The 17,283-nt window shown below is 41.3% G+C and carries 20 protein-coding genes; 3 read left to right on the plus strand and 17 right to left on the minus strand.

Translation table 11 applies throughout. The features are described from left to right. Positions 1 to 92: 92 nt before the first annotated feature. The 12 genes from accC to ADH90_RS04245 all read right to left on the minus strand — a co-directional run bounded on the left by accC (position 93) and on the right by ADH90_RS04245 (position 9,642). Positions 93 to 1,460 carry an acetyl-CoA carboxylase biotin carboxylase subunit gene (gene accC / locus ADH90_RS04190; RefSeq protein WP_049530096.1) on the minus strand — a complete coding sequence of 456 codons (1,368 nt, stop codon included), beginning with the start codon at positions 1,458 to 1,460 and terminating at the stop codon, positions 93 to 95. Between the two features lie 11 nt (positions 1,461 to 1,471). Next, positions 1,472 to 1,894: a 3-hydroxyacyl-ACP dehydratase FabZ gene (gene fabZ, locus ADH90_RS04195; protein ID WP_049530097.1), complete on the minus strand. Its 423-nt coding sequence runs from the start codon at positions 1,892 to 1,894 to the stop codon at positions 1,472 to 1,474. Next, the gene (gene accB / locus ADH90_RS04200; RefSeq protein ID WP_049530098.1) at positions 1,891 to 2,373 is read right to left on the minus strand and encodes an acetyl-CoA carboxylase biotin carboxyl carrier protein; all 483 of its coding nucleotides are present in this window, start codon (positions 2,371 to 2,373) and stop codon (positions 1,891 to 1,893) included. Before accB ends, fabZ begins: the two co-directional genes overlap by 4 nt. A 2-nt stretch (positions 2,374 to 2,375) precedes the next feature. Next, a complete protein-coding gene (fabF, locus tag ADH90_RS04205) occupies positions 2,376 to 3,611 on the minus strand; it encodes a beta-ketoacyl-ACP synthase II (RefSeq protein WP_049530099.1) in 1,236 nt (411 codons plus the stop codon). A 22-nt stretch (positions 3,612 to 3,633) separates the two neighbouring features. Continuing rightward, a complete protein-coding gene (gene fabG, locus ADH90_RS04210; protein WP_049530100.1) occupies positions 3,634 to 4,368 on the minus strand; it encodes a 3-oxoacyl-[acyl-carrier-protein] reductase in 735 nt (244 codons plus the stop codon). A gap of 31 nt (positions 4,369 to 4,399) precedes the next feature. Next, on the minus strand, positions 4,400 to 5,320 hold the full coding sequence (gene fabD / locus ADH90_RS04215) for an ACP S-malonyltransferase (RefSeq protein ID WP_049530101.1): 921 nt from the start codon (positions 5,318 to 5,320) through the stop codon (positions 4,400 to 4,402). Beyond that, complete coding sequence (gene fabK / locus ADH90_RS04220) at positions 5,313 to 6,287, minus strand: enoyl-[acyl-carrier-protein] reductase FabK (RefSeq protein ID WP_049530102.1); 975 nt, start codon at positions 6,285 to 6,287, stop codon at positions 5,313 to 5,315. The genes fabD and fabK overlap by 8 nt, the downstream gene beginning before the upstream one ends. Positions 6,288 to 6,403: 116 nt before the next feature. Continuing rightward, positions 6,404 to 6,628 carry an acyl carrier protein gene (locus tag ADH90_RS04225; RefSeq protein ID WP_000257840.1) on the minus strand — a complete coding sequence of 75 codons (225 nt, stop codon included), beginning with the start codon at positions 6,626 to 6,628 and terminating at the stop codon, positions 6,404 to 6,406. A 57-nt stretch (positions 6,629 to 6,685) separates the two neighbouring features. Continuing rightward, on the minus strand, positions 6,686 to 7,660 hold the full coding sequence (locus tag ADH90_RS04230; RefSeq protein WP_049530103.1) for a beta-ketoacyl-ACP synthase III: 975 nt from the start codon (positions 7,658 to 7,660) through the stop codon (positions 6,686 to 6,688). Continuing rightward, positions 7,660 to 8,094: a MarR family winged helix-turn-helix transcriptional regulator gene (locus ADH90_RS04235; protein WP_000386344.1), complete on the minus strand. Its 435-nt coding sequence runs from the start codon at positions 8,092 to 8,094 to the stop codon at positions 7,660 to 7,662. The genes ADH90_RS04230 and ADH90_RS04235 overlap by 1 nt, the downstream gene beginning before the upstream one ends. A gap of 91 nt (positions 8,095 to 8,185) precedes the next feature. Continuing rightward, entirely contained in the window at positions 8,186 to 8,971 is a 786-nt protein-coding gene (locus ADH90_RS04240; RefSeq protein ID WP_049530104.1) for an enoyl-CoA hydratase, read from the minus strand. 110 nt (positions 8,972 to 9,081) lie between these two features. Further along, positions 9,082 to 9,642, minus strand: a complete 561-nt coding sequence (locus ADH90_RS04245; protein WP_049530105.1) for a hypothetical protein — start codon at positions 9,640 to 9,642, stop codon at positions 9,082 to 9,084. A gap of 159 nt (positions 9,643 to 9,801) precedes the next feature. Here ADH90_RS04245 and ADH90_RS04250 point away from each other — a divergent pair, with 159 nt between their 5' ends. The 3 genes from ADH90_RS04250 to serS all read left to right on the plus strand — a co-directional run bounded on the left by ADH90_RS04250 (position 9,802) and on the right by serS (position 13,028). Continuing rightward, entirely contained in the window at positions 9,802 to 11,166 is a 1,365-nt protein-coding gene (locus ADH90_RS04250; RefSeq protein ID WP_049530106.1) for an aspartate kinase, read from the plus strand. A 2-nt stretch (positions 11,167 to 11,168) separates the two neighbouring features. Beyond that, on the plus strand, positions 11,169 to 11,540 hold the full coding sequence (locus tag ADH90_RS04255; protein WP_049530107.1) for a DUF956 family protein: 372 nt from the start codon (positions 11,169 to 11,171) through the stop codon (positions 11,538 to 11,540). 213 nt (positions 11,541 to 11,753) lie between these two features. Continuing rightward, positions 11,754 to 13,028, plus strand: coding sequence for a serine--tRNA ligase (gene serS / locus ADH90_RS04260; RefSeq protein ID WP_049530108.1), 1,275 nt, complete (start codon positions 11,754 to 11,756; stop codon positions 13,026 to 13,028). A gap of 98 nt (positions 13,029 to 13,126) precedes the next feature. Here serS and groL read toward each other — a convergent pair whose 3' ends face one another. The 5 genes from groL to ADH90_RS04285 form a co-directional block, all read right to left on the minus strand. Continuing rightward, the gene (groL, locus tag ADH90_RS04265) at positions 13,127 to 14,746 is read right to left on the minus strand and encodes a chaperonin GroEL (RefSeq protein WP_049530109.1); all 1,620 of its coding nucleotides are present in this window, start codon (positions 14,744 to 14,746) and stop codon (positions 13,127 to 13,129) included. A gap of 15 nt (positions 14,747 to 14,761) precedes the next feature. Then, entirely contained in the window at positions 14,762 to 15,046 is a 285-nt protein-coding gene (groES, locus tag ADH90_RS04270) for a co-chaperone GroES (protein ID WP_049530110.1), read from the minus strand. A gap of 135 nt (positions 15,047 to 15,181) precedes the next feature. Then, a complete protein-coding gene (locus ADH90_RS04275) occupies positions 15,182 to 15,475 on the minus strand; it encodes a hypothetical protein (RefSeq protein ID WP_049530111.1) in 294 nt (97 codons plus the stop codon). Between the two features lie 102 nt (positions 15,476 to 15,577). Then, positions 15,578 to 16,432 carry a PTS system mannose/fructose/sorbose family transporter subunit IID gene (locus ADH90_RS04280; protein ID WP_049530112.1) on the minus strand — a complete coding sequence of 285 codons (855 nt, stop codon included), beginning with the start codon at positions 16,430 to 16,432 and terminating at the stop codon, positions 15,578 to 15,580. Next, the gene (locus ADH90_RS04285) at positions 16,416 to 17,258 is read right to left on the minus strand and encodes a PTS mannose/fructose/sorbose/N-acetylgalactosamine transporter subunit IIC (protein WP_006151610.1); all 843 of its coding nucleotides are present in this window, start codon (positions 17,256 to 17,258) and stop codon (positions 16,416 to 16,418) included. Before ADH90_RS04285 ends, ADH90_RS04280 begins: the two co-directional genes overlap by 17 nt. Positions 17,259 to 17,283: the final 25 nt, after the last annotated feature.

Below are 17,283 nucleotides of genomic sequence, written 5' to 3' on the forward strand. Positions count from 1 at the left end.
TGAGGTTGTAGATAAGACTGACGAAGTCAGTCACATATATAATCCAAGGCGAAGCTGACGCGGTTTGAATTTGATTTTCGAAGAGTATTACATTATTCTTTTTCTTGATAGTGTGGTAAGAAAGTTTCCATCAAGAATGAAGTATCGTAGTCTCCTGCTATCACTCGACGATCTGAAATCAAATCGAGTTGGAAATCAGCATTGGTGACAACCCCTTCAATTTCGAGTTCATAAAGAGCTCGTTGCATTTTCATGAGAGCATCAAAACGATTTTCGCCATGAACAATAATTTTAGCAATCATACTATCATAGTATGGCGGAATGGTATAACCTGGATAAACTGCAGAGTCAACACGCAAGCCGACACCACCACTCGGTAGATAAAGATTGGTAATCTTACCTGGACTTGGTGCAAAATTAAAGGCTGGATTTTCTGCGTTAATTCGACACTCAATGGCGTGTCCTTTTAGAACAATATCTTCTTGCTTCAAAGTCAATGGTTGACCTGCTGCGATACGGATTTGTTCCTTAACAATATCCACACCAGATACAAATTCGGTTACTGGGTGTTCCACTTGGACACGCGTATTCATCTCCATAAAGTAGAATTTACCACTTGCTTCATCCAATAGAAATTCTATCGTACCAGCGTTTTCGTAGCCTACAGACTCCGCTGCACGGACTGCTGCAGCACCAATTTCATTACGCAGTGTTTTCCCAATGGCAATCGAAGGACTTTCTTCTAAAACCTTCTGGTTATTCCGTTGAAGCGAACAGTCACGCTCACCTAGGTGAATAACATGACCCATCTGGTCAGCAAGAATCTGTACTTCAATATGTCGAGCAGGATAAATCACACGCTCTAGGTACATAGCTCCATTACCAAAGTTCGCTTTAGCTTCACTAGAGGCTGTTTCAAAGGCTGAAACAAGATCTTCTACTTTTTCAACCTTACGAATCCCTTTACCACCACCTCCAGCTGAAGCTTTCAGCATAACTGGATAACCAATTTTTTCGGCGATAGCGAGGGCCTCTTCTGCAGTATGGACTTCTCCATCTGAACCTGGAATGACGGGAACATTAGCCTTAATCATTTGAGCACGGGCGTTAATTTTATCCCCCATGATATCCATGACACGAGCTGATGGTCCGATAAATTTGATACCGACTTCTTCACACATGGTTGCAAATTTGGAATTTTCACTTAAAAAACCAAATCCAGGGTGAATAGCTTCAGCTTCAGTCAAGACTGCAGCTGATAGGATGGCATTGATGTTCAGATAAGATTCTGTAGCCTTTCCAGGGCCGATACAGATAGCCTCATCAGCCAAAAGCGCGTGGAGAGCTTCCTTGTCAGCAGTTGAATAAACAGCGACTGTGGCAATTCCTAATTCTCGTGCCGCACGAATAATACGAACAGCAATTTCACCACGATTGGCAATTAAAATCTTACGAAACATGGAAAACCTCCCTAGTTTCCAATAGCAAAGGTTAGAGTACCGCTAGCTGCTAGCTTACCATCTACTTCTGCCTTCGCTTCTACTACGGCGATTGTGCCACGACGTTTGACAAACGTTGCTGTCATGACAAGCTGATCACCAGGAACAACTTGTTTTTTAAATTTGACTTTGTCCATACCAGCATAGAAGACAAGCTTCCCTTTGTTTTCAGGTTTTGATAATTCCAAAACACCTGCTGTTTGTGCCAAAGCTTCCATAATGAGGACTCCTGGCATAACTGGGTATTGAGGAAAATGACCGTTGAAGAAAGGTTCGTTAATCGTTACATTTTTAATAGCAACGATTGTATCTTCGCTGACTTCCAAAACACGATCCACTAAGAGCAGGGGATAGCGGTGAGGCAAAGCTTCTTTAATTCCTTGAATATCAATCATTTGATACGTACCAAGCCTTTCCCGAACTCAACCATTTCTTCATTAGCAACAAGAACTTCTGTTACGACACCGTCTTTAGGTGCTGGAATTTCGTTCATGACCTTCATGGCTTCGATGATGACCAAGGTTTGGCCTTTTTTAACAGTATCTCCGACTGAAACAAAATTAGGTTTGTCTGGTCCCGCAGCCAAGTAAGCAACTCCGACAAGTGGGCTCTCTACTAGATCTCCTTCAGCTACAGATTCAGTAGCGCTTGTTTCTGAAACTACTTCTACAGCTGGTGTTGAAGTTAGAGCTTGAGGTGCTACTGTAGGTGCAGGTGCTGAAACAACTGGTTGAGGTGCTGGACTTGTTTCTGCAACAAGTTTTGCTTCATTCTTGCTGAAGAGTAACTCATCCGTGCCATTTTTATAAGAAAATTCTCTCAAGCTTGACTGGTCAAATTGCGCCATCAAGTCTTTGATTTCATTTAAATTCATCTTTACTTATTCTCCCAACGTTTGAAAGCAAGAACTGCATTATGCCCACCAAATCCAAAAGTGTTTGAGATAGCATAAGGAATTTCACGTTCCAAGCCTTGTCCATAAATAACATTTGCTTCAATGTAGTCTGATAGTTCTGTTGTTCCAGCTGTCATTGGAACATAATTGTTACGGATTGCTTCAATTGTTGCAATGGCTTCAACTGCACCTGCTGCGCCGAGCAAGTGTCCTGTAAATGACTTGGTTGAAGATACAGGTACTTCCTTACCAAGAACTGCTACGATAGCACCACTCTCTCCTTTTTCATTAGCAGGAGTTGATGTACCATGAGCATTGACATAGGCTACTTGGTCTGGTGTAATCTCAGCTTCGTCCAAAGCAAGTTTGATAGCTTTAATAGCACCTTGGCCTTCTGGATGTGGTGAAGTCATATGGTAGGCGTCACAAGTGTTCCCGTATCCGACAACTTCAGCTAGGATAGTTGCACCGCGTTTTTCAGCATGCTCTAAACTTTCAAGAACCAACATACCTGATCCTTCACCCATGACAAATCCATTACGATCCTTATCAAATGGAATAGAAGCACGAGTTGGGTCCTCTGTTGTTGAAAGAGCTGTTAAGGCTTGGAAACCAGCAATGGCAAATGGAGTAATAGAAGATTCTGAACCACCAACTAGCATGATGTCTTGGAAACCAAATTTGATAGAACGGAAGGCATCCCCGATAGCATCATTTGATGAAGCACAAGCTGTATTGATAGATTTACAAATCCCATTTGCCCCAAAGCGCATAGCAACATTCCCTGCAGCCATATTTGGCAAGGCTTTTGGAAGTGTCAATGGTTTTACACGTTTTGGTCCCTTATCATGAAGTCGAAGCACTTGGTCTTCGATTTCTTTAATTCCACCGATACCTGATGCCACAATGACACCAAAGCGGTCTTTATCAAGTGCTTCAAGGTCAAGATTTGCAGTGTTCACTGCTTCTTGAGCTGCATACAAGGCATACAAAGAATAGTTATCAAAACGGTTGGTATCTTTTTTTACAAAGTATTTATCAAACGGAAAATCCTGAATTTCTGCCGCATTATGAACATCAAAAGCACTATGATCAAACTTAGTGATTTCACCGATTCCAATCTTTCCATTTTTTAGACTGTTCCAAAATTCCTCTGGTGTGTTCCCAATCGGAGATGTTAATCCATAACCTGTTACTACTACTCGATTTAGTTTCATTTTTATACCTCTATTTTAACTCTTATTGCATGGTTAGTCCACCATCAATTGCAAGGACTTGTCCCGTTAGATAATCTTGGCTTGCAAGAAAGGCTGTCACCTCTGCGACTTGCTCAGCTTGGCCAAATTGTTTCATCGGAATTTGTGCCAACATGGCTTCTTTCACCTTATCAGATAGAACTGCAGTCATATCTGATTCAATCATTCCTGGAGCAATGGCATTGACACGCACATTGCGATTGGCAACCTCACGTGCTACCGATTTGGTAAATCCAATCAAACCGGCCTTGGAAGCAGCGTAGTTTGCTTGACCGATATTTCCCATCAAACCAACGACACTAGACATATTGATGATAGCACCTTCGCGAGCTTTTATCATCGGTTTTAAGACTGATTGTGTCATATTGAAGGCACCTGTCAAATTGACTTTTAAAACCTTCTCAAAATCTTCTTCTGACATCTTAAGCATGAGAGTGTCTTGAGTAATCCCAGCATTATTTACTAGGACGTCAACTGACCCCAGCTCTTCAATGGCTTGGTCCACCATACGCTTTGCGTCCGCAAAATCAGAAACATCACCAGAAATAGCAAGGACCTTCACTCCGTATGGTTTAAATTCGGCTAGAAGCTCCTCGGAGATTTCACCACGACTATTCAAGACAACATTGGCTCCCAAGCTGGCAAATTTATGAGCAATGGCAAGACCAATTCCTCGACTTGAGCCTGTAATAAAGACATTTTTCTGTTCTAGTTTCATTTTTCTCCTTTCAGAACTTCTACCAGTTTGGCTAATTTTCTAAGAGTGCTTGTAAACTTGCTTGATCTTCCACATTAGCAAGTTGAGCTGTTTTATCTATCTTTTTGACGAATCCTGACAAAACTTTACCAGGTCCAATCTCAATAAAACGAGTGACACCCGCTTCTTGCATGACTGCAATACTTTCATAAAAGCGAACGGGTTCCTTAACTTGACGAGTCAGGAGTTCAGCAATTCGTTCTTTTCCCACGACATTTGCTTCTGTATTGCCAACAAGTGGACAAACAAAGTCACTAAACTCAACATCTTCTAGGGCTTGAGCTAATTTTTGACTAGCAGGTTCCAATAAAGCTGTATGGAAAGGTCCAGAAACATTGAGCGGAATCAAGCGTTTTGCTCCTGCCTCTTGCAAAAGTTCAACTGCACGATCTACCGCCACTACCTCACCACCAATAACAATTTGACTCGGCGTATTGTAGTTAGCTGGAGTTACAACACCAAGTTTAGAGGCTTCTTGACAAGCTTTTTCAATTACTTCAACCGGTGTATTAAGCACAGCTACCATTTTCCCTGATCCTGCTGGTGCCGCTTCTTCCATATAAGCTCCACGTTTAGCAACTAGAGCCACTGCATCTTCAAAATCTAAGGCACCACTAGCTACCAGGGCAGAATATTCTCCAAGAGACAAACCTGCCACCATATCAGGCTGATAACCTTTCTCCTTTAGTAGTCGGTAAATAGCAACGGACGTAGCTAAAATAGCTGGTTGCGTGTAACGAGTCTGATTTAGCTTTGTTTCATCATTATCAATCAAGTCACGAAGGTCATAGCCTAATACTTGGCTAGCTTGGTCGATTGTTTCCTTGACGATAGCATATTGGTCATAGAGTTCATGCCCCATTCCTAAGTACTGTGCTCCTTGACCTGCAAATAGAAAGGCTGTTTTAGTCATTTCTTGTAACTCCTGCCCAACGAGCAGCTTCTGCTTGAATCTTTTCAGCTGCGCCGTAGTAGATATCTTTTAAGATTTCTTCAACTGTTTCTTCTTTAGAAACCAAACCTGCAATCTGACCGGCCATCACTGATCCACCATCCACATCTCCGTGAACAACCGCTTTGGCTAGAGCACCTGCCCCCATTTGTTCAAAAATTTCCAAATCTGGATTTTCTTGTTTGAAGGCATCTTTTTCAGCTTGCTCGAAATCACGAGTCAATTTGTTTTTAATGGCACGAACTGCGTGTCCAAAATGTTGTGCTGAGATCGTTGTGTCAATATCACGAGCTTTTAAAATTTTAGCTTTATAGTTAGGATGGGCATTTGATTCTTTAGCAACTACAAAACGAGTTCCTACTTGTACAGCCTCTGCACCAAGCATAAAGCCTGCAGCAGCTCCTTCACCGTCTGCAATACCGCCAGCAGCGATAACAGGAATAGAAACAGCAGCTGCAACTTGACGAACCAAGGTCATAGTTGTTAGTTTACCGATGTGTCCACCGGCTTCCATACCTTCAGCAATAACTGCATCCGCTCCAATTTTTTCCATGCGTTTAGCCAAAGCCACGCTAGGTACTACAGGAATAACGGTGATTCCTGCTTCATGGAATCGTTCCATATATTTACTTGGGTTCCCTGCACCAGTTGTGACTACCTTAACACCTTCTTCAATCACAAGGTCAACAATATCCTCAACAAATGGAGACAGAAGCATGATATTGACACCAAAAGGGTTGTCTGTTAATGATTTAATCTTATCAATATTAGCCTTAACCACTTCTTTAGGAGCATTTCCTCCACCGATGATACCTAGACCACCCGCTTTTGAAACAGCTCCAGCAAGATCACCATCTGCAACCCAGGCCATCCCACCTTGGAAGATCGGATATTTAATATTCAATAATTCTGTAATACGTGTTTTCATAGTGCCTCCATAAGTCTTGCTTACGTAATAGTTCGATCTTTTTATAATTTGACGGTCAAACTATTGCCTAAACAAGAGGGAGCGGGTCTCCCCTACTCCTTCTTCTTTTATTTTAATTATTTTGTTTGCTCTTCAACGTAAGCAACCAAGTCGCCAACTGTTTTCAAATTATCTTCAGCTTCGATTTGGATATCAAAAGCGTCTTCAATTTCTGAGATCACTTGGAACAAGTCCAATGAATCTGCATCCAAATCATCAAAAGTAGATTCAAGCGTTACTTCTGATGCATCTTTTCCAAGTTCTTCAACGATAATTTCTTGTACTTTTTCAAATACTGCCATGATAGACTCCTTTAAAATAAATAGTTTTTTATAACAATGTGTTCACCACATGATTACCTAAATTGTAACAATAATTGTGCCCCATGTCAAACCTCCACCGAAGCCTGACAAGAGAATATTTTGGCTACCATCCAAACGAATGAGCCCTTCCTCTACACACTCTGAAAGTAGGATCGGAATACTTGCCGCACTGGTATTTCCATACTTGGTCATATTGGCAGGAAGCTTGTCTCGATCTACACCGATCTTTCTAGCCATCTTATCTAAAATTCGAATATTAGCTTGATGAAGCAAGAGATAATCTAGTTCTTCTGCCGACAGAGGACTCTCTACTATAGTATTTTTTATAGACTTAGCAACATCTCGAATCGCAAAATCAAAGACTGCTCGACCATCCATTCTCAAGAAAGCATCGGGCTTTTCTTGATTTGAAAATGGTGAAGTTAAACCAGTCTGTCCAAAGGTCAAACACTCACTACGCGAACCATCGCTATTGAGACTCTCCGCTAGGAAATGTGGCTCTTCACTTGCTTCTAGTAAGACGCCACCAGCACCGTCTCCAAAAAGAACAGCTGTTGATCGATCTGACCAGTCTAAAGCTTTTGACATGGTTTCACTACCGATAACTAGACCCTTGCGATAAGCTCCTGAAGAGATGAACTTCTCTGCAGTTGATAGGGCAAAGATAAAGCCACTACAGGCAGCTGTTAAGTCATAGGCAAAAGCCTTGTGAGCGCCGATTTTAGCCTGAACACGAGCGGCTGTTGAAGGCATCATCGAGTCAGGTGTCATCGTAGCTAGAATGATAAAATCCAACTCTTCAGCAGAAATACCTGACTTCTCTAGGAGTTGTTTTGCAACTGCCGTTGCCAAATCTCCTGTTGATTCTGTCTTAGAAATGCGACGTTCCTTAATCCCAGTTCGACTTGAAATCCATTCATCACTCGTATCCATGACCTGAGCCAAATCTTCATTTGTGACAATCTGCTCTGGTACATAATGAGCAACCTGGCTTATTTTCGCAAAAGCCATTATTTCAAATCCTCCAAAAATTGATAAAGATTGATCAAACCTTTACTCATAACATCCATTTCCTCTGGGCTCATGCCTTCGATAATTCTTTCGACCATGGCCTTGTGGAAACGTTTATGGAGACGATGTACAAGTCGACCTTTCTTGGTCAAATGCAGATGTACTACACGACGATCCTGATCTGAACGTAAGCGTTCGATGTAACCTTTTCGTTCCAAGTTGTTCAAGCTAGTTGTCACTGTTCCTAGAGTTACCATCAACTCTTTGGACACTTGACTTGGTGTCGCATTTGGAAACTTACCAACCACATCAATCGTGTGCATTTCCTTGATAGAGATGTCCTTGAAACGACTACCTCGCAAACTTACTTCCTCAATCACCAGGACGTTATTAAAAATAGATGTTAAATAGTCATTGATCCGTTGGTAGTCCAATTCTCTTCCCTCCCTTATCAAAAAAGTTCAACTATCAAAACATTTGACAAAAAAAGTATATCAAACTTCAAAGAATTGTGCAAGTATTTTTTTACTTTCCGATAAATTTTGGACGTCGTCTTTCAGAATGTGCACGAACACCTTCTTTAAAATCTTCCGTATAAGATAGAGATTTTTGCAATTCCAGTTCTAGCTGTGCGTACTCGTGCCACTGCTTAAACTCGCTTTCCCAGACTAACTTCTTAATAGCAGCATAGGAGTTAGAGGAGCCTCTTCTCAACTTCTTCAATAGTTGTTCTCTTGTCTTTTCCAGTTGATCACTAGCACACAGACGATAGACAGCTCCAGCTTCAAGTGCTTTTTCTGCTGTGAAAGCTTCTCCAGTCATAGCTAATTGCGTTGCCCGAGTCGCACCTAGTGATCGTGTAAGCAAGAATAAGCCACCCGCATCAGGAGCTAAGCCCACACCTACAAAGGCCTGAATGAATTTAGCTTTGTCAGAAGCAATACAGAAATCAACTGCTAAAGCCATATTAGCCGCAGCTCCAGCAACTGCTCCATCCACCTCCATAATGACTGGTTTAGAAATTTGTTTAATCTTATAGGAAATCGTATTTACCAACTCCGCAATTTGAGTAAGGGAGCCAATGTCATCCTCATCGACTGCACGTTTCATTTCTACTAAATCCCCTCCAACGGAGAAGACTTTGCCAGCAGCATTAATGAGAATAAACGAAACCGAAGCATCTTTTTCAGCCAATTCCAATGCTTCTAGAATTTCTTGACACATAGGAATATGAAAACCATTTGCCACCTCGGGACGATTTAAAGTTAGTATCGCTAAATCGTCTTGAACTTGATAGAGAATATGATCCATAGGCACTCCTTTTAATTTACAACGATATTTGAATTATTTTATCTTCAAATTATATCTTTTTCTGGCTTTTAAAACAAGAGAAAAATCGACCAAAAGTGTATCGGCCGATTTTAAAAACTTAGTTTGGTCTCTAAAAACAAAGGAAAACCAGTACTTGTATCATCCATGAAATCATAAATGACTTCAAGCATCCGCCCTCCTTCTCTCTGATAAAGCTGTTCTTGGTTTGATCCCTTATGGTAGAATTCTCCTGAAACCATGTAAAAAACACGATTTGGATCTTCTAGGTAGGCAAAAAGATTTCCTGTAAAAGGAGCCTCCTTATTTCCGTCCTTGTTGACCAGACTTGTAGCTAAGAGTTTCGTGATTCCTCTAAATTGTCCACTTTCATCTGTTCGACAATAAAACTTGACTCTAGCTTCATAGTTAGGATTGACGATAATCTTTTCAGAGAGAATTCGATAGGTCCTTGACTTACTATCTGACAAGCCGATAGATAAGATAATTTTAGCCCTCTCAACTGAAATCTGACCTTCCTGAGCATATTCTATCGCTAATTCTTCTCCCGTCAAACGACCACTGGGAAGAGGTTGAGAACTTGCTCCGATATTTGTAGGAATCATCACGAAGCTAAGGACTAATAAGATTAAACAAACTACTCTTTTAATCATCTTCCCCCAACTCCTTTCGTTAGAAGAGTCTTTTCTCCTGCACCTTTATTATAAGCTTTCCTGATGAGACATTCAAACAATTATATAGGACATTTTCCAGATTGAAAAAAGCCCCTCTTTCTGCTATAATCGTATAAAATACTTACTTTAGGAGTTCTTATGAAGGTTGTTAAATTTGGTGGAAGCTCGCTTGCCTCTGCTAATCAGTTAGAAAAAGTTTTAAATATTGTCAAAAGTGATCCAGAACGTCGTTTTGTGGTTGTATCTGCACCTGGTAAACGAAATTCTGAAGATACCAAGGTGACAGATGCCTTGATTAAATACTACCGCGACTATGTAGCTGGAAATGATATTAGCAAAAGCCAAAACTGGATTATTGATCGCTATGCTGCTATGATTAGCGAATTAGGTCTCAAACCAGCCGTTTTAGACAAAATTTCAAAAAGCATTCGCTCTCTAGCTACTCTTCCAATTGAAGATAATAAGTTTCTCTATGATACCTTCCTAGCAGCTGGAGAAAATAACAATGCCAAGTTGATTGCAGCCTACTTTAACCAAAATGGCTTGGAGGCGCGTTATGTTCATCCTAGAGAAGCTGGTATCGTCGTTACGAGCGAACCTGGAAATGCGCGAATCATCCCATCAAGTTATGATAAAATCGAGGAATTGACAAATTCAACTGAAGTTCTTGTTATCCCTGGTTTCTTCGGTGTTACTAAAGAAGATCAAATTTGTACCTTCTCACGTGGGGGATCAGATATTACTGGTTCTATCATTGCTGCTGGTGTCAAAGCTGACCTCTATGAAAACTTTACTGATGTAGATGGAATCTTTGCAGCCCACCCTGGTATTATCCATAAGCCACACTCTATCCCTGAATTGACCTACCGTGAAATGCGTGAATTGGCCTATGCTGGATTCTCTGTACTACACGATGAAGCACTTCTACCTGCCTACCGTGGGAAAATTCCTCTTGTCATTAAAAATACCAACAATCCAGACCACCCAGGTACTCGTATCGTTCTAAAACACAGTAGTGATGAATTTCCAGTTGTAGGAATTGCTGGTGATTCAGGATTTGTCAGCATTAATATGTCTAAGTATTTGATGAACCGCGAAATCGGTTTTGGTCGTAAAGTTCTTCAGATTCTTGAGGACCTTAATATTGGTTGGGAACACATGCCAACTGGTATCGATGACCTGTCTATCATTTTACGTTCACGAGAATTGACTCCGATTAAGGAAGAAGAAATCCTTCGTCAGTTAGTCCAAAAAGCAGAGGTAGACCACGCTGAAATCGAACACGACCTCTCTATCATTATGATTGTTGGGGAAAAAATGAAGCGTCATATCGGGGTAACTGCTACAGCCACTCGTGCCTTATCTGAGAACAACATCAACATCCAAATGATGTCACAAGGTTCTAGTGAAGTTTCTATCATGTTTGTTGTCCATAAAGACCAAGAAAAAGCCGCTCTTAAAGCTCTCTATCAAGCATTTTTCGGTGAAAATAAGGAAGACTAAACATGGCACAATCCCTCAACAAGGTCGTCGACTTGCAAACAACTGGAACTTCCTATCTCTCCATTACAGGAAAGGTTGGAAAATTTCTGGTAGGAGACCATGCGCTAGAATTTTACGCAGATCGTAATGTCGAGGACTATATTCAAATCCCATGGTCCAGCGTTAACCAAATTGGAGCCAATGTTTCAGGCCGCAAGATTAGTCGTCATTTTGAAATCTTTACAGATCAAGGAAAATTCCTCTTCGCCTCAAAAGACTCTGGAAAAATCCTTAAGATTGCTCGTGAAAAATTGGGAAATGACAAGGTAGTCAAACTTCCTACCTTAGTCCAAATCATTGGTCGAAAAATTAAAAATCTATTTGCAAAAAAATAAAAAGTTTAGTATAATCATAGCAACGGATAAGTAGGTTACTTCCTTCTTTCAGAAAGTCTGCGGATGCTGCGAGCAGATAGAAGATTTAATTGAAATTCTACCGTTGTTTTAAATCAAATACAAAATCAAGTGCACACCTGTGAAGTTGGATGGAACCGTGGCCCTGCCACTCCAACGCTTTGTCAGGTGTGCTTTTTTCATAAAGGAGTTTATATGTTAGATATCAAACGTATTCGTACAGACTTTGATGCTGTCGCTGAAAAACTAGCTACACGTGGTGTAGATGCTGCTGTCTTGAATGAGATGAAAGAAATCGACGCAAAACGTCGTGACATCTTAGTCAAGGTTGAAACCCTTAAGGCTGAGCGTAACACAGTTTCTGCTGAAATTGCACAAGCTAAGCGCAACAAGGAAAATGCAGACGACAAGATTGCAGCTATGCAAACCCTCTCTGCCGAGGTAAAAGCTCTTGATGCTGAGTTGGCGGAGATTGATGCTAAATTGACAGAATTTACTACTACTCTTCCAAACATCCCAGCTGACAGTGTTCCTATTGGAGCAGACGAAGACGATAACGTAGAAGTTCGCCGTTGGGGAACTCCTCGTGAGTTTGACTTTGAACCAAAAGCCCACTGGGATCTTGGTGAAGACCTCGGTATCCTTGACTGGGAACGTGGTGGAAAGGTAACTGGAGCGCGCTTCCTATTCTACAAAGGACTTGGGGCTCGTTTGGAACGTGCTATCTACAACTTTATGTTGGATGAACATGGAAAGGAAGGTTATACTGAAGTCATCACACCTTACATGGTTAACCATGATTCTATGTTTGGTACTGGTCAATATCCAAAATTCAAAGAAGATACGTTTGAATTGAAAGATACGAACTACGTCCTCATTCCTACCGCTGAAGTTCCTCTGACAAACTACTACCGTGATGAAATCCTTGACGGAAAAGACTTGCCAATCTACTTTACTGCTATGAGTCCATCTTTCCGTTCTGAAGCTGGTTCTGCTGGTCGCGATACACGTGGTTTGATTCGTTTACACCAATTCCACAAGGTAGAAATGGTTAAATTTGCCAAACCTGAAGAATCATACGAAGAATTGGAGAAAATGACAGCCAACGCTGAAAACATTCTTCAAAAACTAAACTTACCATACCGTGTAGTTGCTCTTTCTACAGGAGATATGGGCTTCTCAGCTGCTAAGACTTACGACTTGGAAGTTTGGATTCCAGCGCAAAATACCTACCGAGAAATCTCAAGCTGTTCAAATACAGAAGATTTCCAAGCTCGTCGTGCCCAAATCCGTTACCGTGATGAAGCCGATGGTAAGGTTAAACTTCTTCATACTTTGAATGGTTCTGGACTTGCTGTTGGACGTACAGTCGCTGCTATCCTTGAAAACTATCAAAACGAAGATGGTTCTGTGACCATTCCAGAAGTTCTTCGTCCATACATGGGTGGAGCTGAAGTTATCAAACCATAATTAAATAGATGTAAAAAGAGGAGGCTGAGCTTCCTCTTTTTGAGTAATTCAAAAGAAACAGGTAGAAATCTTTCATTCTACCTGTTTTTATTTATTTCTTAGTAGCCACCCATCATTGATGGATCCATAGCTGGCGCTGGTGCAGCGGGTTCTGGTTTGTTAGCTACGACTGCTTCTGTTGTTAGAATCAAGCTTGCTACTGAAGCTGCGTTCTGAAGGGCCGAACGGCTAACCTTAACAGGATCGATAATCCCTGCTTCAATCATGTTGACCCATTCACCTGTTGCAGCGTTGAAGCCTGTACCAGCTTCTGCATTCTTCAAACGATCAATTACGATTGAACCTTCATAACCTGCATTGTAGGCGATTTGACGTACAGGTTCTTCCAAGGCACGAAGAACAATGTTACGTCCTGTTGCTTCATCACCTTCTAACTCCAAGGCAGCAACAGCAGAGATAACATTAACAAGGGCAGTACCACCACCTGCAACGATTCCTTCTTCAACAGCTGCGCGAGTCGCATTGAGGGCGTCTTCGATGCGGAGTTTCATTTCTTTCAATTCTGTCTCTGTTGCAGCACCGACCTTGATAACAGCAACTCCACCTGACAATTTAGCCAAGCGTTCTTGGAGTTTTTCACGGTCAAATTCTGAAGTTGTTGTTTCAATTTGAGACTTGATGACAGCGACACGGTTAGCAATTGCTTCAGGATTTCCTGCACCTTCAACAATGACTGTGCTATCTTTATCTACAGACACTTTAGCTGCTTGACCTAAAGCTTCGATGGTAGCATCTTTCAACTCAAGCCCAAGGTCTTCAGTAATAACGGTACCACCTGTCAAGATTGCGATATCTTCAAGCATAGCTTTACGACGGTCACCAAATCCAGGCGCCTTAACAGCAACGACGTTGAAAGTCCCACGAATCTTGTTCAAAACAAGAGTTGGAAGAGCTTCACCGTCAACGTCATCAGCAATAATCAAGAGTGGACGACTGCTTTGAAGAATGCTTTCTAGAAGTGGCAAGATTTCTTGGATATTTGAGATTTTCTTGTCAGTGATTAAGATGTATGGATTTTCAAGGTCTGCAACCATTTTTTCATTGTCAGTGACCATGTACTGTGATAGATAACCACGGTCAAATTGCATTCCTTCTACAACTTCAAGCTCTGTTTCCATACCACGTGATTCTTCAATGGTGATGACTCCATCTTTGCCAACTTTTTCCATAGCTTCAGAGATGTACTCACCAACTTTTTCAGAGCGAGAGGATACGGCAGCGACTTGGGCGATTGCTTCTTTATTAGCAACTGGAATTGCATTGTTCTTCAAGGCTTCTACTGCTGCAGCAACCGCTGCTTCAATCCCACGACGAATACCGATTGGGTTTGCGCCAGCCGTAACGTTTTTGATTCCTTCACGAACAATAGCTTGGGTCAAAACTGTTGCAGTAGTTGTCCCGTCACCAGCAATATCATTGGTTTTAGAAGCCACTTCTGACACCAATTTAGCACCCATATTTTCAAAATGGTCTTCTAGTTCGATTTCTTTAGCGATTGTTACACCATCATTGGTAATCAATGGTGAGCCGAATGATTTTTCAAGAACAACATTACGGCCTTTAGGCCCCAAGGTTACTTTAACTGTATCAGCTAGGATATCAACACCACGTACCATAGCTGAACGAGCATCTGATGAAAATTTAATGTCTTTTGCCATACTTACTTCCTCCTCTTATTCTTCCACGATTGCTAAGATGTTAGCTTCACCAACGATGACATATTTTTCGTCACCATCTTTGACCTCGATACCTGCATGAGCTTCAACCAAAACCTGATCTCCAACTTTTACACTTGGGGCAACCAAATCACCGTTCAAGGTGCGAACACCTTGTCCAGTAGCCACTACTGTAGCTGTTTTCGTTTCTTCTTGGGCTGATTTTGCGAGGACAAAGCCTCCGACTGTTTGTTCTTTCTCTTCAATTTTCAAGACCACACGATCCCCTAATGGTTTCAACATCTGTTTTCCTCCATAACATAATCATATTGTTAGCACTCTTTACGAACGAGTGCTAAACCATAGTTCTATTTTATCACTTAGTCAGAAATAGTCAAGAAAAAAACACCTCAAAATGAATGAGATGTTCCTTAAAGATCACTTTAGAATTATTAATTTTCGATTAAAATCATCGACGACTTTTTGGAGATTGATCCGTCCTCGATAGATACCATATCCAAAAACCACCATTCCCAATATTCCAACCAAGGCAAGTATAATTCCGAAAATTAAGATTGGGAGGAAGCTTTTATGAAAGAGAAAAATTAAGACCATACCTATACTGGCAATGATAAAGAGTAAGCTAAACCAACGGCCAAGATTTTCAATCATATGACGTTGATACTTAATTTCTGTTTCATATCCATTAACAAGTTCTTGTTTTGTAACCATGAGGATCCTCCTGACAAAAATTGAGAATGAAGGGTAAGAGAAGGAGGTTAGTCTACTTCATTCTCAAAATTTTCTACTAGTAAATATGTGCTTTTCTTGAGCTTAGTAATTAAGATGTGGGTCAAAGATACCTAGAGCAACACCAACCAAAGCGACAACAACTAGAAGCAACATTACTTTGTTTGGTGAAACTTTTTTCTTAGACATTAACCACCAGCAAATAGTGATGAAAGCTGCTGTCAAGAGACCTGGATAAACACCATCAATCTTTTCTTGGATATTTAAGAAGACTTTTCCTTCAGAATTCTCGAATTGAAGAGCTGTTGTAACAGAGACCCAAGTTGCTGCTACCGCACCGATAACCATACCGCCGACAACACTGATTGCTTTACGAAGTGCTTGTCCTTTTGGTCCTACTAGGAATTCAACGGCTTTATCCCCTAATTGATACCCTTTAAAGAAGGCAAAGCGCATACCAAAGTATACTAAGAGGTTCCATACGATGATGTAGAAGATAGCACCAGCGATGTTACCACCTTTAGAGAGACCCAGGGCAATCCCCAAAAGAACTGGAATCAAGGTCCCAACGACCAAAGAGTCACCGATACCAGCGATTGGCCCCATCAAACCGGCACGCATACCATTGATAGTTTCACCATCCACTGCATCTCCGTTTGCACGCGCTTCTTCCAAACCAGCCGTAATCCCTACAACGAGAGAGCCAAGTTGTGGTTCAGTATTGAAGAAGGCAGTATAGGTTTGCATAGCATCTTTTTGTTCTTCTTTTGTATCATACATTTCTTCTACGATTGGAAGCATAGAAGTCAAGTACCCAAAGGTTTGCATGTGTTCTTGAGAGAAACAAGTCAAATGACCATAATACCAATGATGAAATGCTTTTGCTAATGTTTTCTTTGAAATTTTCTTTCTATCAGCCATTTTAAATATCCTCCTCATCATCGTCTACGTAAACAACCCCAGCTGGAGCAGCTTTCATAGATTTGATTACTTCAAGTTCATAGTAGATTACTGCAAAGATCAATGAAACAACCGCACTAGCTACCAAGTTCAAGCCGAGAGATTTAGCCAAGGTAAATCCAACAAAGAATGGAATGAAGTCAGTTGCTTTTGTAACAATTTGTTTCAACAAGATAGCAATACCGACACATGGGAGAAGAGCTCCAACTGTAAAGAGGGCTTTCATCCAGAAACCATCCATAGGAAGGTAAAGTTTCATCAAATCAACCATATTTTCACCATATTTGGTGATAATCATAGTTGGAAGGAAAGAGAAGAGGAAGTGAGAGATCCAAGGATAAACCCAGTCAACTGCGTAGAGTTTTTTGAAGTTTCCTTCTTCAACGGCTTTCCAACCAATGTGTTGCCAAAGCAAGTTCATTGTAGCTGTACCGTAGAAAAGAACAGTACCGATTGTCCCAACGGCTGCACCGATTGGGGCTGCAGCTGCGGCAATTCCAGCTTCGTCTGTGATGTGATTTGCATGCACAAATAAGATAGCAAGAGGAACACCGATATAAGAGATGGCACGAACATCGGCAGATACGGTTCCACCAGGTGTTACCAAGGCGATATAAACGACTTGAAGGGCAACCCCGACCATAATACCAGTTGTCACATCTCCAAGAATTAAACCTGAAATCAACCCACCGATCAAGGGACGACCGAGTGTATAGTTCCCGATACTGGAACCTCCCATACCAGGCATTGAAGACAAGCTGGCGAAAACAGCAAGCAAGATTGCTTGAATCCATGAAATTGTCATAACAAACGCTCCTTTTGTTTGTAAA

Source organism: Streptococcus pseudopneumoniae, assembly GCF_001073085.1.
GTDB lineage: Bacteria > Bacillota > Bacilli > Lactobacillales > Streptococcaceae > Streptococcus > Streptococcus pseudopneumoniae_M.

What these genes read in the sequence shown, in the direction of transcription:
- accC (WP_049530096.1), bottom strand. Translation starts at nt 1,460, where the DNA reads ATGTTTCGTAAGATTTTAATTGCCAATCGTGGTGAAATTGCTGTTCGT.
- fabZ (WP_049530097.1), bottom strand. Translation starts at nt 1,894, where the DNA reads ATGATTGATATTCAAGGAATTAAAGAAGCTTTGCCTCACCGCTATCCC.
- accB (WP_049530098.1), bottom strand. Translation starts at nt 2,373, where the DNA reads ATGAATTTAAATGAAATCAAAGACTTGATGGCGCAATTTGACCAGTCA.
- fabF (WP_049530099.1), bottom strand. Translation starts at nt 3,611, where the DNA reads ATGAAACTAAATCGAGTAGTAGTAACAGGTTATGGATTAACATCTCCG.
- fabG (WP_049530100.1), bottom strand. Translation starts at nt 4,368, where the DNA reads ATGAAACTAGAACAGAAAAATGTCTTTATTACAGGCTCAAGTCGAGGA.
- fabD (WP_049530101.1), bottom strand. Translation starts at nt 5,320, where the DNA reads ATGACTAAAACAGCCTTTCTATTTGCAGGTCAAGGAGCACAGTACTTA.
- fabK (WP_049530102.1), bottom strand. Translation starts at nt 6,287, where the DNA reads ATGAAAACACGTATTACAGAATTATTGAATATTAAATATCCGATCTTC.
- ADH90_RS04225 (WP_000257840.1), bottom strand. Translation starts at nt 6,628, where the DNA reads ATGGCAGTATTTGAAAAAGTACAAGAAATTATCGTTGAAGAACTTGGA.
- ADH90_RS04230 (WP_049530103.1), bottom strand. Translation starts at nt 7,660, where the DNA reads ATGGCTTTTGCGAAAATAAGCCAGGTTGCTCATTATGTACCAGAGCAG.
- ADH90_RS04240 (WP_049530104.1), bottom strand. Translation starts at nt 8,971, where the DNA reads ATGGATCATATTCTCTATCAAGTTCAAGACGATTTAGCGATACTAACT.
- ADH90_RS04245 (WP_049530105.1), bottom strand. Translation starts at nt 9,642, where the DNA reads ATGATTAAAAGAGTAGTTTGTTTAATCTTATTAGTCCTTAGCTTCGTG.
- ADH90_RS04250 (WP_049530106.1), top strand. Translation starts at nt 9,802, where the DNA reads ATGAAGGTTGTTAAATTTGGTGGAAGCTCGCTTGCCTCTGCTAATCAG.
- ADH90_RS04255 (WP_049530107.1), top strand. Translation starts at nt 11,169, where the DNA reads ATGGCACAATCCCTCAACAAGGTCGTCGACTTGCAAACAACTGGAACT.
- serS (WP_049530108.1), top strand. Translation starts at nt 11,754, where the DNA reads ATGTTAGATATCAAACGTATTCGTACAGACTTTGATGCTGTCGCTGAA.
- groL (WP_049530109.1), bottom strand. Translation starts at nt 14,746, where the DNA reads ATGGCAAAAGACATTAAATTTTCATCAGATGCTCGTTCAGCTATGGTA.
- groES (WP_049530110.1), bottom strand. Translation starts at nt 15,046, where the DNA reads ATGTTGAAACCATTAGGGGATCGTGTGGTCTTGAAAATTGAAGAGAAA.
- ADH90_RS04275 (WP_049530111.1), bottom strand. Translation starts at nt 15,475, where the DNA reads ATGGTTACAAAACAAGAACTTGTTAATGGATATGAAACAGAAATTAAG.
- ADH90_RS04280 (WP_049530112.1), bottom strand. Translation starts at nt 16,432, where the DNA reads ATGAGGAGGATATTTAAAATGGCTGATAGAAAGAAAATTTCAAAGAAA.
- ADH90_RS04285 (WP_006151610.1), bottom strand. Translation starts at nt 17,258, where the DNA reads ATGACAATTTCATGGATTCAAGCAATCTTGCTTGCTGTTTTCGCCAGC.